General features: G+C 38.6%; 15 protein-coding genes, 2 tRNA genes and 2 rRNA genes. 11 read left to right on the top strand and 8 right to left on the bottom strand.

Features of this window, described 5'->3' with window-relative positions; all coding sequences use genetic code 11:
- Positions 1-87 precede the first annotated feature (87 nt).
- The 5 genes from K6V26_RS13740 (at position 88) to K6V26_RS13720 (ending at position 4,538) form a co-directional block, all read left to right on the top strand.
- Positions 88-161: transfer RNA gene (locus K6V26_RS13740), tRNA-Ile, on the top strand.
- Positions 162-184: 23 nt separating this feature from the next.
- Positions 185-258 (top strand) — tRNA-Ala (locus K6V26_RS13735).
- 131 nt (positions 259-389) lie between these two features.
- A 23S ribosomal RNA gene (locus K6V26_RS13730) occupies positions 390-3,267 on the top strand.
- A gap of 103 nt (positions 3,268-3,370) precedes the next feature.
- Positions 3,371-3,481 (top strand): 5S ribosomal RNA (rrf, locus tag K6V26_RS13725).
- 133 nt (positions 3,482-3,614) lie between these two features.
- The gene (locus K6V26_RS13720) at positions 3,615-4,538 is read left to right on the top strand and encodes an AraC family transcriptional regulator (RefSeq protein WP_010802547.1); all 924 of its coding nucleotides are present in this window, start codon (positions 3,615-3,617) and stop codon (positions 4,536-4,538) included.
- Between the two features lie 125 nt (positions 4,539-4,663).
- Here K6V26_RS13720 and K6V26_RS13715 read toward each other — a convergent pair whose 3' ends face one another.
- On the bottom strand, positions 4,664-6,832 hold the full coding sequence (locus K6V26_RS13715) for a tetratricopeptide repeat protein (RefSeq protein ID WP_007658633.1): 2,169 nt from the start codon (positions 6,830-6,832) through the stop codon (positions 4,664-4,666).
- 84 nt (positions 6,833-6,916) lie between these two features.
- Here K6V26_RS13715 and lepA point away from each other — a divergent pair, with 84 nt between their 5' ends.
- Positions 6,917-8,704, top strand: coding sequence for a translation elongation factor 4 (gene lepA, locus K6V26_RS13710; RefSeq protein ID WP_007658632.1), 1,788 nt, complete (start codon positions 6,917-6,919; stop codon positions 8,702-8,704).
- Between the two features lie 473 nt (positions 8,705-9,177).
- Here lepA and K6V26_RS13705 read toward each other — a convergent pair whose 3' ends face one another.
- Entirely contained in the window at positions 9,178-10,032 is an 855-nt protein-coding gene (locus K6V26_RS13705) for a CvfB family protein (RefSeq protein WP_224265618.1), read from the bottom strand.
- Between the two features lie 200 nt (positions 10,033-10,232).
- On the opposite strand from K6V26_RS13705, the gene K6V26_RS13700 reads away from it, so the two are divergent.
- The 5 genes from K6V26_RS13700 to K6V26_RS13680 all read left to right on the top strand — a co-directional run bounded on the left by K6V26_RS13700 (position 10,233) and on the right by K6V26_RS13680 (position 15,960).
- Complete coding sequence (locus tag K6V26_RS13700) at positions 10,233-11,063, top strand: polysaccharide biosynthesis/export family protein (RefSeq protein WP_046147537.1); 831 nt, start codon at positions 10,233-10,235, stop codon at positions 11,061-11,063.
- Positions 11,064-11,071: 8 nt separating this feature from the next.
- Positions 11,072-12,667, top strand: a complete 1,596-nt coding sequence (locus K6V26_RS13695) for a GumC family protein (RefSeq protein WP_046147536.1) — start codon at positions 11,072-11,074, stop codon at positions 12,665-12,667.
- A 6-nt stretch (positions 12,668-12,673) separates the two neighbouring features.
- Entirely contained in the window at positions 12,674-14,026 is a 1,353-nt protein-coding gene (locus K6V26_RS13690; RefSeq protein WP_046147535.1) for a hypothetical protein, read from the top strand.
- Positions 13,992-14,891 (top strand): glycosyltransferase, encoded by a 900-nt coding sequence (locus K6V26_RS13685; RefSeq protein WP_046147534.1) that lies wholly within the window; start codon positions 13,992-13,994, stop codon positions 14,889-14,891. Before K6V26_RS13690 ends, K6V26_RS13685 begins: the two co-directional genes overlap by 35 nt.
- A 94-nt stretch (positions 14,892-14,985) precedes the next feature.
- On the top strand, positions 14,986-15,960 hold the full coding sequence (locus K6V26_RS13680; RefSeq protein ID WP_052716773.1) for a glycosyltransferase family 2 protein: 975 nt from the start codon (positions 14,986-14,988) through the stop codon (positions 15,958-15,960).
- Between the two features lie 24 nt (positions 15,961-15,984).
- On the opposite strand, the gene K6V26_RS13675 is transcribed toward K6V26_RS13680, so the two are convergent.
- The 6 genes from K6V26_RS13675 to K6V26_RS13650 are packed head-to-tail and all read right to left on the bottom strand — an operon-like array spanning position 15,985 to position 22,082.
- Positions 15,985-17,061: a glycosyltransferase family 4 protein gene (locus K6V26_RS13675; RefSeq protein WP_224265617.1), complete on the bottom strand. Its 1,077-nt coding sequence runs from the start codon at positions 17,059-17,061 to the stop codon at positions 15,985-15,987.
- 1 nt (position 17,062) lies between these two features.
- Positions 17,063-18,286, bottom strand: coding sequence for a glycosyltransferase family 4 protein (locus K6V26_RS13670; protein ID WP_224265616.1), 1,224 nt, complete (start codon positions 18,284-18,286; stop codon positions 17,063-17,065).
- Positions 18,287-18,309: 23 nt separating this feature from the next.
- Positions 18,310-19,359 (bottom strand): glycosyltransferase, encoded by a 1,050-nt coding sequence (locus K6V26_RS13665; protein ID WP_224265615.1) that lies wholly within the window; start codon positions 19,357-19,359, stop codon positions 18,310-18,312.
- A gap of 26 nt (positions 19,360-19,385) precedes the next feature.
- Complete coding sequence (locus K6V26_RS13660; protein ID WP_046147531.1) at positions 19,386-20,099, bottom strand: DapH/DapD/GlmU-related protein; 714 nt, start codon at positions 20,097-20,099, stop codon at positions 19,386-19,388.
- 10 nt (positions 20,100-20,109) lie between these two features.
- Positions 20,110-21,456, bottom strand: a complete 1,347-nt coding sequence (locus tag K6V26_RS13655; RefSeq protein ID WP_046147530.1) for a lipopolysaccharide biosynthesis protein — start codon at positions 21,454-21,456, stop codon at positions 20,110-20,112.
- A complete protein-coding gene (locus K6V26_RS13650) occupies positions 21,456-22,082 on the bottom strand; it encodes an acyltransferase (protein ID WP_046147529.1) in 627 nt (208 codons plus the stop codon). The genes K6V26_RS13655 and K6V26_RS13650 overlap by 1 nt, the downstream gene beginning before the upstream one ends.
- Between the last annotated feature and the right edge of the window lie 233 nt (positions 22,083-22,315).

The raw sequence follows: 22,315 nt of genomic DNA, 5'->3' as shown, positions 1-22,315 counted from the left end.
TGAATATGTATAAAATATAGATCTACCGGCAATAAAGTGTCGGCAAGAGAGAAAAATGATGCTGAGGGAAACCAAGGCAAAGTTGACAGTCCTATAGCTCAGTTGGTTAGAGCGCTACACTGATAATGTAGAGGTCGGCAGTTCAACTCTGCCTGGGACTACAGAATCTCTAAGAGAGAATTTTGGGGGATTAGCTCAGCTGGCTAGAGCATCTGCCTTGCACGCAGAGGGTCAACGGTTCGAATCCGTTATTCTCCACAAAAAGTTACCGAGACATAGGAAACGTAGAGTAACGACAAGATCTTTGACATGATGGACAACGTAAAATAAAGTAACAAGAGCAAGCTGAAGATATATCAATCCGATTTACCCCTGTGGTAACCGGAAATAAGAAAGTAAGCAAGGGCAGACGGTGGATGCCTTGGCTCTCGGAGGCGACGAAGGACGTGATAAGCTGCGATAAGCTGGGGGGAGATGCAAATAATCTTTGATCCTCAGATTTCCGAATGGGGCAACCCGGCAGGTTGAAGGCCTGTCATCCCGTAAGGGAGGCGAACGTGGGGAACTGAAACATCTAAGTACCCATAGGAGGAGAAAATAAGAATGATTCCGCAAGTAGTGGCGAGCGAACGCGGAAGAGCCCAAACCGGTATTGTTTAGGCAATACCGGGGTTGTAGGACCACGCTGTGGCAAGAAATTAGGAAAGTGGAACACTTTGGAAAAAGTGATCGTAGAGGGTGAAAATCCCGTACACGACTTTCTAACGAAGCCTAGTGGTATCCTGAGTAGCGCGGAGCACGAGAAATTCTGTGTGAATTAGCGGGGCCCATCCCGTAAGGCTAAATACTCCCGAGAGACCGATAGCGAACCAGTACCGTGAGGGAAAGGTGAAAAGAACCTCGAACAGAGGAGTGAAATAGACCCTGAACCCGTCTGCCTACAAGCGGTCGGAGCAACGTAAGTTGTGACGGCGTGCCTTTTGCATAATGAACCTACGAGTTACTTTCTCCGGCAAGGTTAAGTATTTCAGATACGGAGCCGAAGCGAAAGCGAGTCTGAATAGGGCGAATTAGTCGGAGGGAGTAGACGCGAAACCAAGTGATCTACCCATGGTCAGGTTGAAGGTTAGGTAACACTAACTGGAGGACCGAACCGGTAAGCGTTGAAAAGCTTTCGGATGAACTGTGGGTAGGGGTGAAAGGCTAATCAAACTTGGAGATAGCTCGTACTCCCCGAAATGCATTTAGGTGCAGCCTAGGGTTAGTATAGTATGAGGTAGAGCGACTGATTGGATGCGAGGGCTTCACCGCCTATCAAGTCCAGATAAACTCCGAATGCGTACTATATATTGCCCTGGAGTGAGGGCGCGGGTGCTAAGGTCCGCGTCCGAGAGGAGAAGAATCCAGACCATCAGCTAAGGTCCCCAAATAACAGTTAAGTTGAACTAACGAAGTCAGACTGCAGAGACAGCTAGGATGTTGGCTTGGAAGCAGCCATTCATTTAAAGAGTGCGTAACAGCTCACTAGTCGAGGAGTTTGGCGTGGATAATACTCGGGCATAAACTGTTTACCGAAGCTATGGAACCAGTAATGGTTGGTAGGGGAGCATTCCAGTAGCGTTGAAGGTGAGGGATAACCCTTGCTGGAGTAGCTGGAAAAGCAAATGTAGGTATAAGTAACGATAAAGGAAGTGAGAAACTTCCTCGCCGAAAGACTAAGGTTTCCTGATCAACGTTAATCGGATCAGGGTAAGTCGGAACCTAAGGATAAGCCGAACGGCGATTCCGATGGAAGAATGGTTTAATATTCCCATACTACTTTATAGAGCGATGTGGAGACGGAGAAGTGACAGTCCTGCCAACTGACGGAATAGTTGGTTAAAGGGTGTAGACGTCGATCATGGTAGGCAAATCCGCCGTGAGAGTCGAACCTGACAGTATGCCGAGTACTTGTACAAGGCAATATGGATGTAAACAGGCTCCCTAGAAAATCCGCTAAGCATATCTATAGAGTACCCGTACCGTAAACGGACACACGTAGTTGGGTTGAGAATACTGAGGCGCTCGAGTGATTCACGGTTAAGGAACTAGGCAAATTGACCCTGTAACTTCGGGATAAAGGGTCCCTGTCAGCGATGGCAGGGCGCAGAGAATAGGTCCAGGCAACTGTTTAACAAAAACACATGGCTGTGCGAAATAGAAATATGAAGTATACAGCCTGACACCTGCCCGGTGCTGGAAGGTTAAGAGGAGATGTCATCGCAAGAGAAGCATTGAATTGAAGCCCCAGTAAACGGCGGCCGTAACTATAACGGTCCTAAGGTAGCGAAATTCCTTGTCGGGTAAGTTCCGACCTGCACGAATGGTGTAATGATCTGGACACTGTCTCAACCGTGAGCTCGGTGAAATTGTAGTATCGGTGAAGATGCCGATTACCCGCGATGGGACGAAAAGACCCCGTGAACCTTTACTATAGCTTTACATTGAATTTGGGCAACTAATGTGTAGGATAGGCCGGAGACATTGAAGCAGGTACGCCAGTATTTGTGGAGTCACCGTTGAAATACGGCCCTTTGGTTGTTTGAGTTCTAACTCGCAGAAGCGAGGACACTGTATGGTGGGTAGTTTGACTGGGGTGGTCGCCTCCAAAAGAGTAACGGAGGCTTCTAAAGGTACCCTCAGACCGATTGGTAACCGGTCGTAGAGTGTAATGGCATAAGGGTGCTTGACTGGGAGAGATACAACTCGATCAGGTAGGAAACTAGAGCATAGTGATCCGGTGGTTCCGCATGGAAGGGCCATCGCTCAAAGGATAAAAGGTACTCCGGGGATAACAGGCTGATCGCTCCCAAGAGCTCATATCGACGGAGCGGTTTGGCACCTCGATGTCGGCTCGTCACATCCTGGGGCTGGAGAAGGTCCCAAGGGTTGGGCTGTTCGCCCATTAAAGTGGCACGCGAGCTGGGTTCAGAACGTCGTGAGACAGTTCGGTCTCTATCTATCGTGGGCGTAGGAGATTTGAGTGGCTCTGACACTAGTACGAGAGGACCGTGTTGGACAGACCTCTGGTTTACCGGTTGTACCGCCAGGTGCACCGCCGGGTATCTAAGTCTGGATTGGATAAGTGCTGAAAGCATCTAAGTACGAAGCCAGCCTCAAGATAAGATCTCCCTCAAGGGTCGTTGTAGACTACGACGTTGATAGGCTACAGGTGTAAGGGCAGTAATGTCGAAGCCGAGTAGTACTAATAGCCCGAGACTTTCTATTTCCGTAAGGAAGGATTGATATATCAGCAGGGTTAGTAGAGATACTAACAAAGCAAAAGTTACGTTAGAGTAACGTTGTCCCAGGTCAAACATCTTAAAGGTATTAAGGTGGTTATAGCGTTGGGGATCCACCTCTTCCCATTCCGAACAGAGAAGTTAAGCCCAACCACGTCGATGGTACTGCGTAAAAGTGGGAGAGTAGATAGCCGCCGTTTTAGAGTCACAGACTCCAAACAAATGAAAGGAATCAATCGAAAGGTTGGTTCCTTTTTGTGTTTATGAAGAGCTCCTTTTTATATATGAATACCAATTCCTATATTTGTACCTCATTCAAATATACATATAAACGTGGCGAATACAACATTACAAGATCATACAAAACAAATCAACCGGGTTATTGATTATATTAATTCAAATCTGAACAGGCAGATATCGATAGATGAGTTATCGTCGTTAGTTGATATTTCTACTTATCATTTTCATCGGATATTTACTGCCTCCATGGCTGAACCTGTAGGAAAGTATATTCTTCGGAGAAGATTGGAGCGGGCGGCCAATGTTTTGCTGAGTGATCCTGCTGCGATCAAGGATGTGGCTTATGATTGGGGTTTTTCTTCCGCCTCTTCTTTTTGTCGTAGTTTCAAACGTCATTTTGGTATTTCTGCCGAAGAGTATCGTCGCAAGAACGGATATCCGGATAGCAAGAAATGTCAATTCAAGAGCATAAACGAGCAACATACCTCGCTTTATTCACGCTATTTTTGTCGTGATAAAACAATCAAAGTAAATGGTATGGATATGAATTGCACTTTTGAAATTAAGCAAATGCCTGAGAGGGCTATTATTTATTGTCGTCATCAGGGAGCATTGGACCAGATGCAGGAGGCTTTCGCCAATCTTATGAAGTGGGCACTGCCCAGAGGGTTTGTTTCACAACCGGATATGAGGTTATTGTCCGTCTATCATGATGATCCTCGTGTTACCCCGGTCGATAAATTAACAGCCGATGCAGCCATGTTTGTTCCGGAAGAAATGAAGCCGGAAGGAATTATTGGAAGCTATAAGCTCTCCGGTGGGTTGTATGCGGTTGGACGTTTTGAATTATCTATGTCTGAGTTTCCGGCTGCCTGGATGGCAATGTTCGATTTATTGGAAGAAAATGGCTGTAAGTGTGGTTATGGACATCATTATGAGATTTATCAGAATAACCATGACGAACATCCGGAAAAAAAGTTTATTGTGGATATTTGTATACCTGTTGAACCGGTATAACAGGGAAGGTGGTTGCATCATTTGCTTATGGCACATGAATAATACAGATCAAGCAGATTTACATGGATTCTTTACCATGTAAATCTGCCTGATCTGTATTATCTGTATGTTGTTTATAGTCTATTTTATAAAGAATCATTTAGTACATATCTTAACTGATCCATCATCAGGGATATTTCTGAATCTTCTATACCGGCCACGATCAAATCCGGGATGTCCTGATTGAATTCTTCCTGGAACTTATAGAAATTCCCGTCTTCCTTTTCTATAGCCTGCCTGTAGAATTCTATAGCCCCTTTTATATTTTGCAGAGCCCATTCCGTATGGCCGGCATTTAGCAGGTCCTGCGTATTGGGTTGATCAGCCAATATCTTTTTGTAATAATTGCGTGCCTGGTCATATTTACCGGTCAGGAACGAACACCAGGCTATAGGACGCCATGCCTTGCTATTGCTATCCATATAATCAACCTTGAAGAAACATTTCAATGCTTCACTGTAGTTTTTGAGTTCCAGGTAACAATGTCCGATACTGATTGTAATAGATAAATTATCAGGGTTCAGCTTCTCGTACCGGCGATAGTACTTTAATGCTTCTTCCGGTTCTTTCAGCGAACGGTAGCAACCGGCAATCCGGCGGATCACCCATTTGCTTTGCGGATTTAAAAGGTCTGCCCTCAGATAAGCATCGAGAGCTCCTTGTAAATCATCATTCATTTGCTTACAGTAGCCTATTTTCTGGAAAAGTATATCACTCTCCTGATTCGTCTCAGCCAATTGGTTGAAGATGGTCAGAGCATCACTGAAATAGTTTTTGCGCAGGTAGTATTCTGCAATCGTACTCAGACTTTCTTCATCGGAGATATAAGGACGCAAAATATCCAGGTTATGAAAGTCAAGAGGCAATGTGAAAATGTCGTTGAAATCCAGGTGTCCCGGATATATTTTAAAGAAGCGGTACAGGTCTTGTATATATTGTCCTGTAATCGTCTCCAGTTTGCCCCGTTTACTGATCAGTTCTTCTTTATTCTGTTGGATCATTTCAGTAGCCTGGCTGTCAAACTGATTCATCATCATTTTTTTAGCTTCTTCAGGCAACTGCATCATACTGAAGTATAATGAATATTTATCGGAATTGCACATGAATGCTGCCAGCGTCATGGAGTCCAGCATCTGTTTTTCACCATTGTTCTGGTTAAAACGATCCCCGAACGATGAATGTTCTGTCGTAAATGGCAAAAGCCAGTTACTCAGTTCGCGGAAGAAGGGGAAACTCTTCAAATGAACGAAGGTAGAATGCATGACATCGGCACCTTCCTGTTGCAGTTCACTGAATTCTTCCATCTTTTTACCCAGCGAACTGTCGGCAAATATATTTTCCCATTCCGGATTCATTTCCTCTCCAAGCTGTTCCGGGGTAATGTCTTTCAGATTTATTTTATTGCTGATCTTAGGACTCAGTTTCATCATTTCGGGAATGATCTCATTCTGTAGTTTCCGGGTAATCTTTTCTGTTTCACGGGCCAGGATAAAACGCAGTGTAATGGTCCGTATAGCTTTCGTGAAGCCGGGAACCTCGGAAAGAGCATCCAGCCTGTTTATTATTTGCGGATAAAGAGCCGTTCTTTTTCTATAAGTATATAATGTAAGCAGGATGGAGATCAGCGCACGTACTTTGATCTCTTCATTCCCATGATTTGCCGCATCAAACAATAACATCATTTTTTCCGGGTCGAAAGCAGCCTGTAAACCGAGCGTCAGCGATGAAACAATCTGACAGCCTGCCGTAAACGGAAGTTCGTTATCGAAAAGAATATTCTTTATAACAGCAGCATCTTCAACCATGAAAGGATCGGAGACCCATATCTTATTGAACAAGACAATGAGCATGGCGTCATATTCGGCCCTGTTTCCTGTCGCATAATGCTTGCTTAGCTGGAGGTGGAGGTTCTCGAAAGTCACGTTAGGCTGGACTTGCAAACTCCTGCGCCGGCTATAGAAGGCCAAAGGCGATTCAACTGCCATCGCTTTATGCTTGATCCGGTCGGCCAACTCGTATGAGGAGGTCTGGATCTTGTTATATATCTGTTCCTGCATCGGATCTTTGGCCCCTTCGATGCGATAACGCAACATATATTTATATGTATCCTGCAACTCATTCAATTTGTCCTGGAACGATATTTCACGGCTTCCGGAAATGAGTGCCTGAATGGAATCAAAAGCATTCTTTAATTCCTTGCTATCTAATGAACCGATAATGCGGTTGTAAGCTTTATTTATTTCTTGTAGTGTCATATAATATTAACAACAAATGGTATGCCAAAAGTATAGTTTTTGACCTAAAATTCCTATCTTTGCACACCTAAAATAAATTAGCACATGAAGAATATCCGCAATTTCTGTATTATTGCTCATATTGACCATGGTAAGAGTACTTTGGCTGACCGTTTGCTTGAATATACCAAGACAGTCGAAGGCAAAGACTTACAAGCGCAGGTCCTCGATGATATGGATCTGGAGCGCGAACGAGGCATTACGATCAAGAGTCATGCCATTCAGATGAAATATAATTATAAAGGTGAAGAATATATCCTGAATTTGATCGATACGCCGGGACACGTCGACTTTTCGTACGAAGTTTCCCGCTCTATTGCTGCATGTGAAGGGGCTTTGCTGATTATCGATGCCGCCCAGGGAATCCAGGCACAGACTATATCCAATCTGTATATGGCGATCGAAAATGATCTGGAGATCATCCCGGTCATGAATAAGATCGATCTTCCCAGTGCTATGCCGGATGAAGTGGAAGATCAGATCGTTGAACTGTTGGGCTGTCCACGTGAAGATATTATCCGGGCAAGCGGTAAGACCGGTGAAGGTGTTTTTCAGATCCTCGATGCGATCATTGAAAAGGTGCCGGCTCCCCAAGGAGATCCGGAAGCACCGCTTCAGTGTCTTATCTTTGATTCCGTATTTAATTCATTCCGTGGCATTATTGCCTATTTCAAGGTGGTGAACGGCGTGATCCGAAAAGGAGATCATGTCAAGTTTATCGCGACAGGAAAGGAATATGACGCAGACGAAGTCGGTGTATTAAAGCTGGAAATGTCACCACGCAGTGAAATCAGAACCGGTGATGTCGGTTATATCATTTCCGGTATTAAAACATCAAAAGAAGTAAAGGTCGGCGATACTATAACTCATGTAGCCCGTTCGGCAAAGGCTGGTATAGCCGGTTTCGAGGAAGTGAAGCCGATGGTGTTTGCCGGTGTGTATCCGATTGACAGCGAAGATTTTGAAAATCTGCGTGCGTCATTGGAGAAACTGCAATTGAATGATGCCTCCCTGACATTCCAGCCGGAAAGTTCTGCCGCTCTGGGTTTTGGTTTCCGTTGCGGATTCCTGGGATTGTTGCATATGGAGATTGTCCAGGAACGTCTGGACCGTGAATTCAATATGGATGTGATCACGACAGTACCTAACGTATCCTACAAAGTATATGATAAAAAAGGTAATTGTATAGAAGTTCATAACCCTAGCGGACTGCCGGAACCGACATTGATCGATCATATCGATGAGCCGTATATTCGTGCTTCTGTCATAACGAACACGACTTTTATCGGTCCGATCATGACACTTTGTCTGGGTAAGCGTGGTATTTTGCTGAAACAGGAATATATTTCAGGTGATCGTGTGGAGATTCATTATGATATGCCTTTAGGGGAAATTGTGATCGACTTCTATGACAAACTGAAGAGTATCTCTAAAGGATATGCCTCTTTTGATTACCATATCCATGATTTCCGCCCGAGTAAACTGGTGAAGCTGGATATCCTGTTGAACGGTGAGCCGGTGGATGCCCTGTCTACATTGACACATGTGGATAATAGTGTGGCATTCGGCCGTCGTATGTGTGAAAAACTGAAGGAGTTGATACCTCGCCAGCAGTTTGATATTGCCATCCAGGCAGCTATCGGAGCGAAGATCATTGCCCGTGAGACGATCAAGGCAGTACGTAAGGATGTAACAGCCAAATGTTATGGTGGTGATATTTCACGTAAACGTAAATTGCTGGAAAAACAGAAAGAAGGTAAGAAACGAATGAAGCAGATCGGATCGGTAGAAGTTCCGCAGAAGGCATTCCTTGCTGTATTAAAGTTAGACTAAAAATAGCTTCAAAAAAGAATTGTAAGTACGAAGCTATTAATTATCAATATGTAGAAGGTGACGCTGGCTATTTAGGACGGTGTCACTTTTTGTTTGGTATCATTGCCTCTATTTTTTAGCGATCATACTATTTACCTTAACCCCTTTACTAGTATATAATTAGATGTAAAGTTATAACTTCTTAATCATTCGACCCAGGTAAAATACGTAGTTGACCCAGGTCGAATTTATAGTTGACCTAGGTCAAATTTGAAGTTGCCCATGGTCGAAAGATTAAAAACATATAGGTTTGAATCTAAAAAACAAGTTAGTATTCAATAAGAAATATCTTGTAAAGTATTAGGCTCTTTCGGGAGGGTATCGGACTTTATCAGAAATGACTTGTGCCGGAAAAAGTTAATAATAAAACGAGTGACGCTGCATGTATAAGGCGGCGTCACTCGTAAATATTTGATATTTAGTTAAATGTAGTGCTATTCGTCTGTTTGATCCTGCTTTTTTGCTAAACTTATGCCGCCGTTTTCTAACGTGATAAGATGCTGTTTGTAAAGGGCACCGATCGCTTGTTTGAAGCTTCTCTTGCTGCATTGGAAAAGTGATTGAATGACTTCCGGGTCACTTTTGTCGTGTACAGCGATAAATCCTCCCTGACTTTTTAACGATTCGAGAATGGTTCCGGCCAGTCCTTCTATTTTCTGATAGCCCAGCGGAACGAGGCTTACGTCTATTTTTTCATCTTCGCGGACTTCTTTGATGTAGCCTTTAATCTCTTCTCCTTTTTCCAGGCGACGAAAGACTTCATTATAATATACCAATCCCCAATGCAGGTTATTAATGATAACTTTATAACCGATCTCTGTTTCATCCGCCACCAGTAAGTTTACTTCCTGATTGAAGGTATATTCGGGCATTACATTGTCCAGATACTTGTCGATACGTGCAGAAGCCACAATACGTCCGGTGATATGATCGAGATGGACATATACCAGATACCACCTGCCTTCGCGCATCGGCATCTTTTGCTCTTTGAAAGGGACGAGCAGATCCTTCATCAGCCCCCATTCCAGAAAAGCCCCCGTGTTATTAACCGATTTGACTTCCATGAATTTGAATTCGCCGACAGTAGCCAGCGGTCGTGCTGTCGTAGCTATCAGCCTGCCCTCATTATCATGATAAATAAAGACTTCCACTTCATCCCCCGGTTTTACGTTCTTGGGAACATAACGGGCCGGCAGAAGTATCTCTTTCCCGTTACCCCCGTCCAGGTAGACCCCGAAATCCAGGTCTTTTACTATTTTTAGCGTGTTATATTTTCCTACTTCAAGCATAATCTGTTTCTTTTGGGACAAAAGTACATGATAATTCAAGAAAGAGAGATAAAATCTCCTATATTTTTACTTCATCATGCAGCAATATATTAACAAATGCATCGTTATAGATGTAACTCGGACTAGAAGAACACACTTATATGGTCCGGGGTTGAACTAAAAGTCGTATATTTGCAACTTATTTGAAGAAAAATTTATATATGAATTTGAAGGTATTGCTATTTGGTTTGCTTTTATTTGGAGCTTGTTCGGCTCCTAAGAATATTACATATTTTGATGATGCAAAATATGTGTCAGGTGAAGAATTATTAGAAACAAAGATGAACTATGACCCCAGGTTGAAGTCTGGAGATAAACTGGTGATAACAGTTTCTGCTTTGGATATTGCGGCTGCAGCGCCGTTTAACTTGTATGCTGTTTCTATGACGGATTTATTGCAGACACAAACGAGTTCTGTGATGGATAAAAAACAACTTAGCACATCGCAAATGTATGCTCCATATACTGTAGATAATGAAGGGTTTATTAATTTCCCCGTGTTAGGAAAAATAGAAGTGAAAGGTAAAACCGTAAAGGAATTAACAGATATATTGGAAGATAGAATATCTGAATCTGTAGAAAACCCAATAGTTAATATCCGAATAGAAAACTTTAAAGTTACAGTAATAGGAGAAGTGCTTCGTCCTGGTTCTTTTACTGTTTATTCAGATCGTATATCATTATTGGATGCTTTGGGATTGGCGGGTGATTTGACTATTTATGGTGACCGTACCAATGTAAAGCTGGTAAGGGACATAAATGGGGAAAAGAAATTGGTACATCTGGATCTTACAAAGACAAACTTACTGGAATCTCCTTATTTTTATCTGGAACAGAATGATGTGGTTTATGTAGAACCGAATGATAAAAAGAAAAAATCTTCCCGTTACAGTCAGTCTGAACAATATAATTTATCCATAATTTCAACCTTTGCAAGTACGTTATCTGTGATAATGAGTGTTGTAATGTCTATTATAGCAATGAAAAAATAAGGAATAGTATGAAATCTGTTGAAAATAACGAGTTTGTTGATATTAAAGGAATTTACAAAAGATACATTAAGTATTGGCCTGTTTTTGTAGTTTCAGTCTTTGTATTGGGGATATTAGGAGTTATCTACTTGAAGGTAGTGCCCCCCGTATTGCAGGTTAATGCAAATATCCTGATAAAAGAAGATAAAGGTATTTCCGGAACTTCAGCTTCTGCAGCCGCCGCTTCTGAGATGATGCAGAGTTTTGCTTTTGGTGGAAGTTCTGCTATGGGGGGAGTGTCTGTAAATGATGAACTTTTTTTGTTGAGTTCTTACAGTATATTCCGTGATTTAAGTAAGAGCTTGGGTTTGAATGTCCAATATCTATTATCTGATTTTCCTCGAACCAAAGATTGTTATAAGAGTTCTCCTATATCCGTGTATACAGTTAATCCATTGGCCGACACTTTGCGGGCTGTGATTAATTTTGATGTAAATCTGTCTAAAAACGGAGTGTGTAAAATTAAGGCCAAAAATGGTTGGAAAAAGCTAGGAAGTGTTGAAACAAAAGAATTTCCTGTGAAATTAAGTACAGCTTTTGGAACATTTTATTTTGATACGACTAAATACTATGTCCCTAAAAAAACTACTAGTTTGGAAATTAACTACATGGGGTATAATTTGTGTGCCGAAATACTTCAAAAGCAGGTAACTGTTGATTTATATTCAAAGAAAGCCAATGTGATATCATTAGTGATGGAAGAAGTTAATCCGAAGAGGGGAACTGATATTCTGAATACACTTGTTAACTTTTATAACAAAAATGGTGAAGTGGATAAAAATGATGAAACCAAGTTGATGGATGAGTTCTTGACAGAAAGGATTTCTTTGATGGAGGCAGAATTGGATAGTGTAGAAAGGGAGATCGAACTATATAAAAAAGCTAATAATTTGACGGATATTGAGACGGAGGCTAAAATTATATTAGAGAAGAGTCAGGATTTCAAGGAGCGTCAGATTGAAGCTGAATCTCAATATACAGTGATTCAATTAGTGGAAGAATTCTTAACTAAGGATGAAAACCGCTATTCTCTGGTACCATTGAATATAGGGTTAAGTGACCGGACTGTGTTGGAAGGTCTACAGACATATAATGAGGCATTATTGGAGCGTATCAAATTAATGATGACAACAAAACCAGGGAACCCTGCTATAGATTTGGTGAATAAGCAGATAGATGCTATGCGTGCGAATATGTTGGAGACGGTGCGTAGCATAAAATCAGGATTTAGTCGTTCTCGTAATGAGTTACAGTCGCAGGAAAACTACTTCCTTTCTCGTATTGCAAATATGCCACAGCAGGAACGTGAATTTATCACAATGAAAAGGCAGCAGATGATCAAGCAGGAATTGTTCTTGTTCTTGCTGCAGAAGCGTGAGGAGAATGCATTGACACAAGCATTGGTGAAACCTAGAGCTAAAATTGTAGACTCTGCTTATGTTCTGTCTGAACCGGTAAGTCCTAAATTATCGGTTGTATTAGTGGTGGTGACTATTTTATCAGTTATTATTTCTATGCTTTATATTGTAATTGTTGGGTTATTAAGAAAAAGAAAGAAAGTATAATTCGCTATGTTGTTTATACCATTATTATTATTAGCAATAGCATTATATATTTGTGGGCAAAGAACTTATTCTTTGCTCATATTTTTCTTTTTTGTTTTTAATGGGTTCCAAATAATCCCAGAAGAACTATTTGAAACGGGATTAGGTTTTTCTAAACCAACCGATTTTGCATTGATGTATATTTTTGTTCTATTCGGTTATGGCTGTTTCGCATATTATGATTTTATACCGTTAAATAAAATGACTTATTTGATTGCTATTTATTTGGTAGCTGTATTGGTTATTATTGGCGTAAATAAATTTATTTATGGGATAGGCTGGGGCGATATACTCAAAACCTCTCGTAATTATTTTTTTGTGTTGGCATACTATCCATTGAGACGTGTAAAGAAAGAAGAAGTGGATCAATTATTAAAGATACTATTGTATATAGTGTTGTTCCAAAGTTTCTTATTTGCTATACAAGCTTTTACGGGAAAAGCTATTTTGGCAGGGGCGGAAGATAAATCTGGAGGAGATTTAATCCATCGTTTTTATAATTCTCCTCGAATGCTCTATTTTTTTATTTTCTATACGATATTTGTCCAGCCATTAGGAAAAAAATATAGTCTTATAGCCGGAGTGGTATTGGTCATAACAAGTTTTTTGCCATTGCATAGAAGTTTGACCATAATAGTTATTTTAACCTTATCTTTGGGATATATCTTAAATGTAGGAAATTTAAAACGATTTGTTCGTTACTTGCCTTATGTACTATTGGTTGCAATTCCACTTTGTATTGTTTTATTTGCTCAGATTGGCTCTCGAACAGTTACTGATTTACAAATGGTCCAGGAAGGAGATTTTTCAGAAATGGAAGATAGCGAAGATTTTGAAGAATTTGAAATGGATTCCGAATCAACATTTACTTTTCGTATAGCTCACTTAATGGAGCGATATTTGTATGCTCGAACGGATAAGTGGAATGAATTTTTTGGGATAGGGTTGATGTCTGAAGAATCCCCATATACAAATAATAATTTAAATTTTGTGATTGGTCTTGTTGATGATAAAACTGGAGGTGTGGTTCAGTTGGAGTCAGGTGATATTGCGTGGTCTAATTTTGTTGTACGTTATGGGTATGTTGGAACATTGGGCTATTTGATTTTTTATTTGGGATTGGCCTGGATCTTTTTTGTCAATCGAAAAGATAAATTATCATTGGTGCTTTTATTATATATGTTGCTGATACTGGGATTTTCTTTGACTTCAGATATACTATACCAAGTCAGTCGTAATGTGTTTGTTTTGATGTTGTTTGATTTTATAATAAATAAAAAACGGTATGAAGAAAATAACAGTTCTGACATCCTTGTATAAATGTCAAAAATATCTTCAAGGATATTTCGATTGGGTACGTCAGATCGATAATCCGGAGGAAGTGGAAATATTATTATTGCATAATGCTCCGAGTCAAGTTGAGTTGGATATTATACAACAAAATATTTTAGAACTTCCATTTGTTCGTCATATCATCATCTCGGAGTTGGAAGGATTATATGCTACGTGGAATCGGGGAATACGTATGGCTGAAGGGCAGTATGTTTGTGTTTGGAATGTAGACGATATTCGTTTTCCTGAATCTTTGTCTTTGCAAGCTGCAACATTAGATGAAAATCCGGATATATTATTAACTTATTGCGATTTTCATCATATGTACCAATATGGGTGTATTAGTGACGAAAAAGTGATAAATGAAGACTTCCTTTTTAGCTCATCTGTATTTTTTGTTTCCCATCAAATTGGTTGTTTTCCTATGTGGAGGAAAGTACTTCATGAGAAATTCGGATATTTTGATGAACAGTTCTTTTTAGTGGCCGATTTTGATTTCCAGATTCGTTTGGCGCGGACAGGTAAAGTGAGGAAAACAGAGGGAGCTTTGGGCGCCTATTTAGAAGATGCTCCGGAAAAACTGAGTAGCAATCAGAAGCGACAGACTATAGAACGCAATATAGTGTATTTACGGTATGCTGTTTGGGAGTATTTAAATTGGTTTACTTTGTTTTCAATAAATAAGGAACACGCTTTTCAGATTAAGAATGGTAATGAGTGGATTTCGGTATCTTCTGTTTTTGATTCTTATTGGGAATATCGTAAAAAGAGATATCCTAAATTATTTAACTCTATTTGGAAACAGCCACGTGGGTTAGCAGCATTTATTAAACATTGTCTTCTGAATAAATAGATTGATAATAATAGCGAAAGGTGATGATGTTTTTCTTCATGTTGTGGCGAAATCGTATGTATAGTATTTGTTTCAATGATAATTTATTCGTATTATGCAAGTAAATGAAATTCGTGGTGGATGGAAGTTTGCCAGTAAGAAGGCGCAGACAGATAATGAGTACTGGCTTACTTTTTTTACTTCAGCCTATCAAAGGGGGGACACTATTAAGCGTGTGTATGACTCGCTAATAAATATGGAGCTTCCTGCCATGGAAGATGGCAAATCAGTAAAGTTTGAATGGTTAGTGGTAAACGATGGTAGCACCGACCATACAGAGGAGTTACTGAAACAGTGGTGTGAGGAAGATCGTTTGTCCATCCGCTACTACTATCAGGAGAATCAAGGTATACATGTGGCTTATAATTTTGCCGTGGCACATTGTGATTCGTTTGCCATATCTAGCATTGATAGTGATGATGCCTTGTTACCCACAGCTTTGAAAGTACTCTATGAGGAGTGGCAAAAGATTCCAGACAAAGAAAATTTTAAGGGAATAGTGGGACGATGTATTGATCCTGAGACAGGTAAGATAATTGGTTCTCAACTGCCATACTCACCCTTCGATGTCCATGCCATGGATATGCGCTATAAGTATAAGATTCAGGGTGAGATGTGGGGATTTAACCGGACAGCGGTGATGCGTCAGTATCCTTTTCCTACGCCTGATCCCCGTATGCGTTATTGTCCTGAGGCTTTGGTTTGGTTCGAGATGGGTAAAAAGTATAAGGAACGTATTGTATCTGTCCCCATGCGTCTGTACTATCGCGATGCAGCTAATGCCATCACAGCTCGCAGCTATAATCGTTCGACAGCCAATTATTTCTTATGGGTGTATGGAGTGAACAATATGTTACCCTATCTATTTTACAGTCCAAAGGAAGTAATACGCCAATACGTTGGCATCAGTATGGATGGATTCCGAACAAGTCGTTCTGTAGGTACTATTCTTAGAGATGCCAAAAACTTGAAACGCAAGTTGCTTGTGTTGCTGATGATGCCAATTGGTTGGACGTTGTCTAAATTGTAGAAGTAAAGTTTGAAGATTTGCAACTTAGGGTGCGATATTTGAATAAATTTCAGCAACTAAGTTAGCTATTTCTTTCCATGTGGGGATGTTGATATTATATGTTATATCTTTATATTCTTTGTTTAATTCATTTTCTATTTTATCTTTTAGATCACTCACAGATCCAACCTTAAAGTATTGATCTTTTGCCAGGCCTATAGATCTATTTGCTTCAATATTACTTGCTAAAATTGGTTTTTGATAGTTTATTGCTTCGACAAGAACAATAGGATAACCTTCGTTGAAAGATGGCAAGACAAACAGTCGGGCGTATGTATATAAATGGTTTAGTTGATCTTCATTCATATAACCGGCTAATACAACTTGTGATTTTCGGGCTTCAGCGATAAGTTGTTTGGCATAAGCAGAAGTATGATCGCACCCACCGGCTATTACGAGTTTATCAGATTTATTGTGCATTAAATTATAAGCTTTGATTAAGTAGTCAAATCCTTTTTCCGGAGTGATTCTACCTACAGTTAAAATATATTGAAAAGGTGAAAGTCCTAAAGAACTGATAAAAGAGATATCCTTTATTTCTCTTTTTTCTTTTATACCATTTGGAATGTAATAAGATTTAGCTTGAATTGACGGGTTGAATTTTTGTAGTTGAAGTTTATTTACAAAAATAATTTTATCAGCTCCTTTTATGGCGATATATTCACATACTTTGAGTCCCTTTTTAGCTAAATAAGACCATTTGTCGTGTTCATAATTAGGACTGTGATAAGTTAAAATAACTTTTAGACCAACTATTTTCAATAAAGGGATAAATAATCCCGGACCGATATTATGTACATGAATGATATTTGGCCGTTTCCCTATGCAATATAACACGCAAAGGAATGAATGTAAAAGGGCTTCTATCCCTTTTGTCCTAACTGTTGGCAAATCGATAAAATGTATATTTTTATATGTTTTGTCAGAGTTAATGAAAGGTTTCCGTCTGAAAATTGTAATGTCATAGATACTTGGCATTGAAGTATATAATTCTTCACAATGTTTTTCTACCCCACCTTGTATATTGGGAAATCCTCTGGTTCCGAATACATAAATTTTCATATTAACTATAATTTTCAATACATGATTTATAAATTTCCATTAAACGAGTATAATGTGCTTCTTTTGAAAAATTGAGGGAAGCATATTCTAAGGTAGCATCAACCATTTGTTGATATTTTTGTGGTGTCAAACTGGTTACGTGATTGATTACTTTTGTTAATTCATCAACAGACCTTGGTGGAAATAAATATCCTGTAATTTCATTTTGAATTAATTCTGGAATACCTCCGATATTACTTCCTATAATGGGGGTTCCTAATGTCATTGACTCTATAATTGTTAGCGGATTGTTTTCATAACATTCAGAAGGAACCGTTACAAATGTAGCTTTGCTAATTAGATCTTTTAATTCTTGTCCTTCTTTAAATCCAAGAAAAGAAATATTATTTGCTTTATTTGCACTTAGCTTTTGAAGTAATGGTCCAGTTCCTGCTATTTTTAAATGTATGTGTGGAAATGATTCCATTGCCTTTATCAATGTGGATATTCCTTTTTCTTCTGAAATTCGTCCGAAATAAAGGATATAATTCTCTTTTGTCATGTTGTTATCTTGTACAATAGGGGTGAAATTGTATAAATGTGTCGACTTTTCAGCAAAGTGATAATTTGCCTCAAAATGTTTGTTTTGAGAAAATTTGCTTACAAATATGAACCGATCAATCAGTTTAAGGGGAGGATAGAAGTATTCTCTAAAATAACTGTCTAAACTTAAAAGAATACTATGGGTTAAATTCCCTTTTGAACATCTATTGGTAATACATCTCCAATATTGTTTGCTATCTTTACATATTTCACATATTTCCTGCTTCCCATTTGTAAATGCATAAGCTGGACATATCAAACGGTGGTCATGGACTGTCATGACTATTGGAATTTTATGTTTGCGTAGAATCGGTAAGATTGAAACAGAAATACCGTTAAATAATAAATGTATGTGGGCTATATCCGGTTTTTCTTTCAATATTAACTGCTCAAGTTTCTTAGCAGAATCTTTGTTAAAAAAGAAATCCGGTGTTTTTTTTATTTTTGTCAGTGTTGATGATTCGGATAGTTCCGGATAGTCAACAAAATACTTCTCATAAATAGACTGTCTGTTTTTTGTACTTTTCAAACAAAAAGGAATAACGGTGTGTCCTTTCTCTTCGAGAAGGTCTATTGTATTGAAGAAAACAGTTTCTGCTCCTCCTTTTATGTAATAGTATTTATCTATTTGCAAAATTTTCATGCTCGTTTTTTTATTGAGTAAATTTATATACGATGTATTTTTTTGTATTGATTGATATATTCTAAAGCTGTCCGTTTTACATTAAACTTACTTATTGCATATTGATATGCATTGGAAACTACAGTATTTGTTGAAATATTCATTATTTTTTCAATTTCTTGCGCACAGTTGATTGCGTCATTACTTTTGAAATAATAACCATATTCCCCATTTTTTATAATTTCCATAGGCCCTTCTTGGTCGGAAACTAATACAGGTATTTTAGCTACCATAGCTTCTGTTACTGTTAGGCCGAACCCCTCTTTTCGGGATGGTTGGACAAATAAATCGTAATCTTTCAGATGGCTGAATATGTATGATTGTTCTTTACTACCTAAGAAATGGATTTGGTTTTCCAGTTGTTTCGATTTCACTAGCTCCTTCAAGAAGTCTTTGGATTCACCGTCTCCAATAAAATCAACCGATATATTTTTGAATCCTTTCTGATGTAATATAAATATAGCTTCGATTAGAATGTCTTGTCCTTTTTTGGTATGTACTAATCTGCCTATTTGTACTATATGAAAAGTCTGATTCTTTGTGGCATCTTTTTGTGAAAGAATATCGGTACTGTTTATTCCGTTTAAAATAATGGGTACGTTTTTTTTAAGATACTTGGCCAAATCTTCTTGAACAGAATTTGAAATAGCAAATATGTGTTTGTATTTGTGTAAATAAGGAATATCTTCGGTCGTACATATATGATGTACGGTAAGGCACATTTTATTTATGATTGATTTTAGGAATATGAATTTTATAGTATTTGGAATGTGGACATGTATTATATCATAGTTCTTGATCAATAGTAAAAAGTTTAGTGCAAGTATATAAAAGAGGTTCTTGGAACCTACCGGTCGGTTGATCCTTATTATCTGTATTTTGTTATCGATTTTTTTTGTTATGGATTTTTCTTCTTGTCTGTTTACGATAATCAAAGATATGTCGGCATGTTTTATTTGCTCGTTCATTATGTTGACTAACATAGTCTCGATGCCTCCGTATTCCATTCCAAATACAATATGAACTACTTTCATGATGATGAAATCCTGTTTAAAGGTTGTTAGATTGATTGATTGATTGATTCAAGAAATTTTTTATATTGTATTTCATCTTCCGTTGTCATGGTTTTGCCAATAGAACGCATTCCGATGTAATACTGGTCGAAAAGTTGTGTTAAATATTCTTCAGAGAAACGTTCTGATTCTGGATAAAGCCGTCTCTCATGTTCCATAATTTCTTCCAGGGAAAATTTGGAGGCAATGATTTTATATGGACTCCCGACTACCACTGCATAAGGAGGAACATCTTTCGTTATAACACTTGATGCTCCGATAACAGCACCACGCCCTATGGTTACCCCCGACAATAGAGTTACATTTGCTCCAAGCCATACATCCTCTTCAATGACAACATCTTTTTCTTTGTCATTTATTCTCGACAATGGCAATAAATAATAGGGGATACCAACTGTCGGTGTATGGTTTCCTGTTATGACCGTTAATCCTGGGGCTGCCCCGGAATACTTTTTCATGATGAATTTACCTGTATAGGTGATTATCTTTGCCTGTGACTGGATACGAGTTTGTTCATACATATATACGTTTTGAGGATTGGCTATATGAGCAGGAAGTAAGATATGTGAATCTTTATCTCGAAATCCAAAACAGTCTAAATCCAGAGGCAACATATAATTGAATCGTAATTGACTCCAGATGTCTCTTAAGCGGATAATGAATGGTAATTTATGTTTAATCTGTTTCTTTAAACTGTTCATGCGAATAGAGTTATTTATTCCAAATACCATGAGCTTTATGTTTCAAAATCTTATTGATCTGTGTTGTAAAGATGACAGAATAGATAAGATTGATGCAAATCATTGACAATACAACGCCGATAACCCCCAATTTATTGCCTAAAAACAGGGCTAAAGGTATGTGAAAAATCAAACCGATTAATACAACATAAGTTTGAAGTTTGACTGTACCTACTCCGTTGATCATATATACTTGTAAGGAATCCCATGAATTTATTGCCAAAAAGATACCGAGGCATAATGTGATTTCAAATGGAATTCCTATTTTATCGCCAACCCATAAATGGTAAAGATATGGTGATAAAGCGATAAGAACTATTATGCCGGATAATACCATCAAATAAACCAAGCACATCTTTTTATATATTCGGTTCATCCAAGCATAGTCTTTTAAGGCGTATGCGTCGGTAAATGCCGGCCAAAGAGGGGTTAATATGATATTGTAAACCATAGTGGATATTCCTAAATATTTGTAGGCAATATTGTATTGGCTAACCGCTTCCGGTCCGGAAATGTGTGATATGATGATATTGGTTGATTGGTATAGGACGATAATTTGTATTTGTATAATGAAGAATTTGATGCCGAGGTTGAACAGATCTTTTACTTGTTTTAAATCTATATATTTATAAGACGGCGATATTTCTTTGAAAGAACTTGTGTATAAGATACGTGAGAAAATTAGTAAAACAATAATGGGAGACAAAGATATAGCTAAGGCCAATCCGATCAAGGAGGGAGGAGTTGTGCGAGTCAAGATGAATATAAGCAATAGTGATAACAGTTGTCCCAACATGGCAAACAATGATGCCATAGCTGTTTTTTGATAGGCCGATACAACCGTATTCAATACGTTGAAAAACATTTGTATGGTCATGAATATTACTAATAAATATAACACAATCTGGATATCTTTCTCGTAGATAGTTGGTACGTTCAACAATTTAGGCCAATCAATGAAAGGAATCAATAGTATAACTATAATAGATACAGGGATGAATATTGCGAGCATCATGAAATAGGTCGTTGACACTAGACCTTTTCCACGTATGTAATCGTGAGTTGTCAGTGCTTCAGCTAACCGATTTTTTAATCCTAACGTTAAGCCTATGTCAAAAAAGTTGATCCATACCACGATAGAGGATAGTGTTAACCATATACCATATAACTCTTTGTTTACATAATCCAAAGTAAGCGGCACCAAAAGTAGGGAGCTGAGTATACTAATTCCTTTTATAAGAATTGATGCTGCAATATTTTTTTTTAAGAGCGAGGTTCGTTTGCTTCCTCCCAGTATATTATGAAAGTGGAAATTCATTATATAAGATTGATTTTCTTTATTACTTTTGCTGGATTTCCGGCAACTATACTATCTTCTGGTATGTCTTTTGTTACAACACTTCCTGCTCCAATTACGGAACGTGCACCGATATGAACCCCCTTTAGGATAATCGTATTGGCCCCAACTAATACATCGTCATCGATTATTATCTCTTTATCAATCCGGTTGGCCATATCTGTAATACCATTACGCCTGTGTAAATAGTTTAATGAATGGGCATCCGTATCAAACAGAAGACATCCTCCTCCAAAATTAACGTTATTTCCTATTTTTACAGATTTTTGAACCCAAATAGTAGGGGATGACATTCCACAATTATCACCTATTAGCAAACAAGCATTCTCCGATACATTGATACAAGCTTTGTTTTTACAAAGAGGATTGATTAAGTCTGATGATACTAAACGAAAGTTTTTACCAATAGACACCTGCGAAGTTCTTCCTGTTATTATAGTACAAGGAGCCATTATTCTACAATTTTTATTGTACTCTATACCGAATGCTTGAAGTTTTATCCGGTTGATAGAGGGCATAATGTTTATAAAAAAGAGGCACTTAATGCGATTGATACCTCTAAAGATAATAGTAAGAAAGAATTTCATAGGATTGGTATTACTTTAACTGTACTTATTGATATTATCATTTTGAAGTTGTTAAACTACACAGATTTATATGGCAAACTTACATAAAAATTTGTGAATTGCGTAAGTTTTGATGAAAAAGTCACTTGGCGAGTATATTTATTTATCTAAAGATTAGAATTTTATTGAGTTATGTAAAAATATAATTGTCTTTTTAGTTATATCCCTTATTTTTCAATACAACTATGCGACTG

Origin of the sequence: Parabacteroides goldsteinii (genome assembly GCF_020091425.1) — a bacterium.
GTDB classification, from domain to species: Bacteria; Bacteroidota; Bacteroidia; order Bacteroidales; family Tannerellaceae; genus Parabacteroides; species Parabacteroides goldsteinii.
Note: the sequence above shows the minus strand (reverse complement) of the source record. Positions and strands in the feature narration are given on the sequence as shown.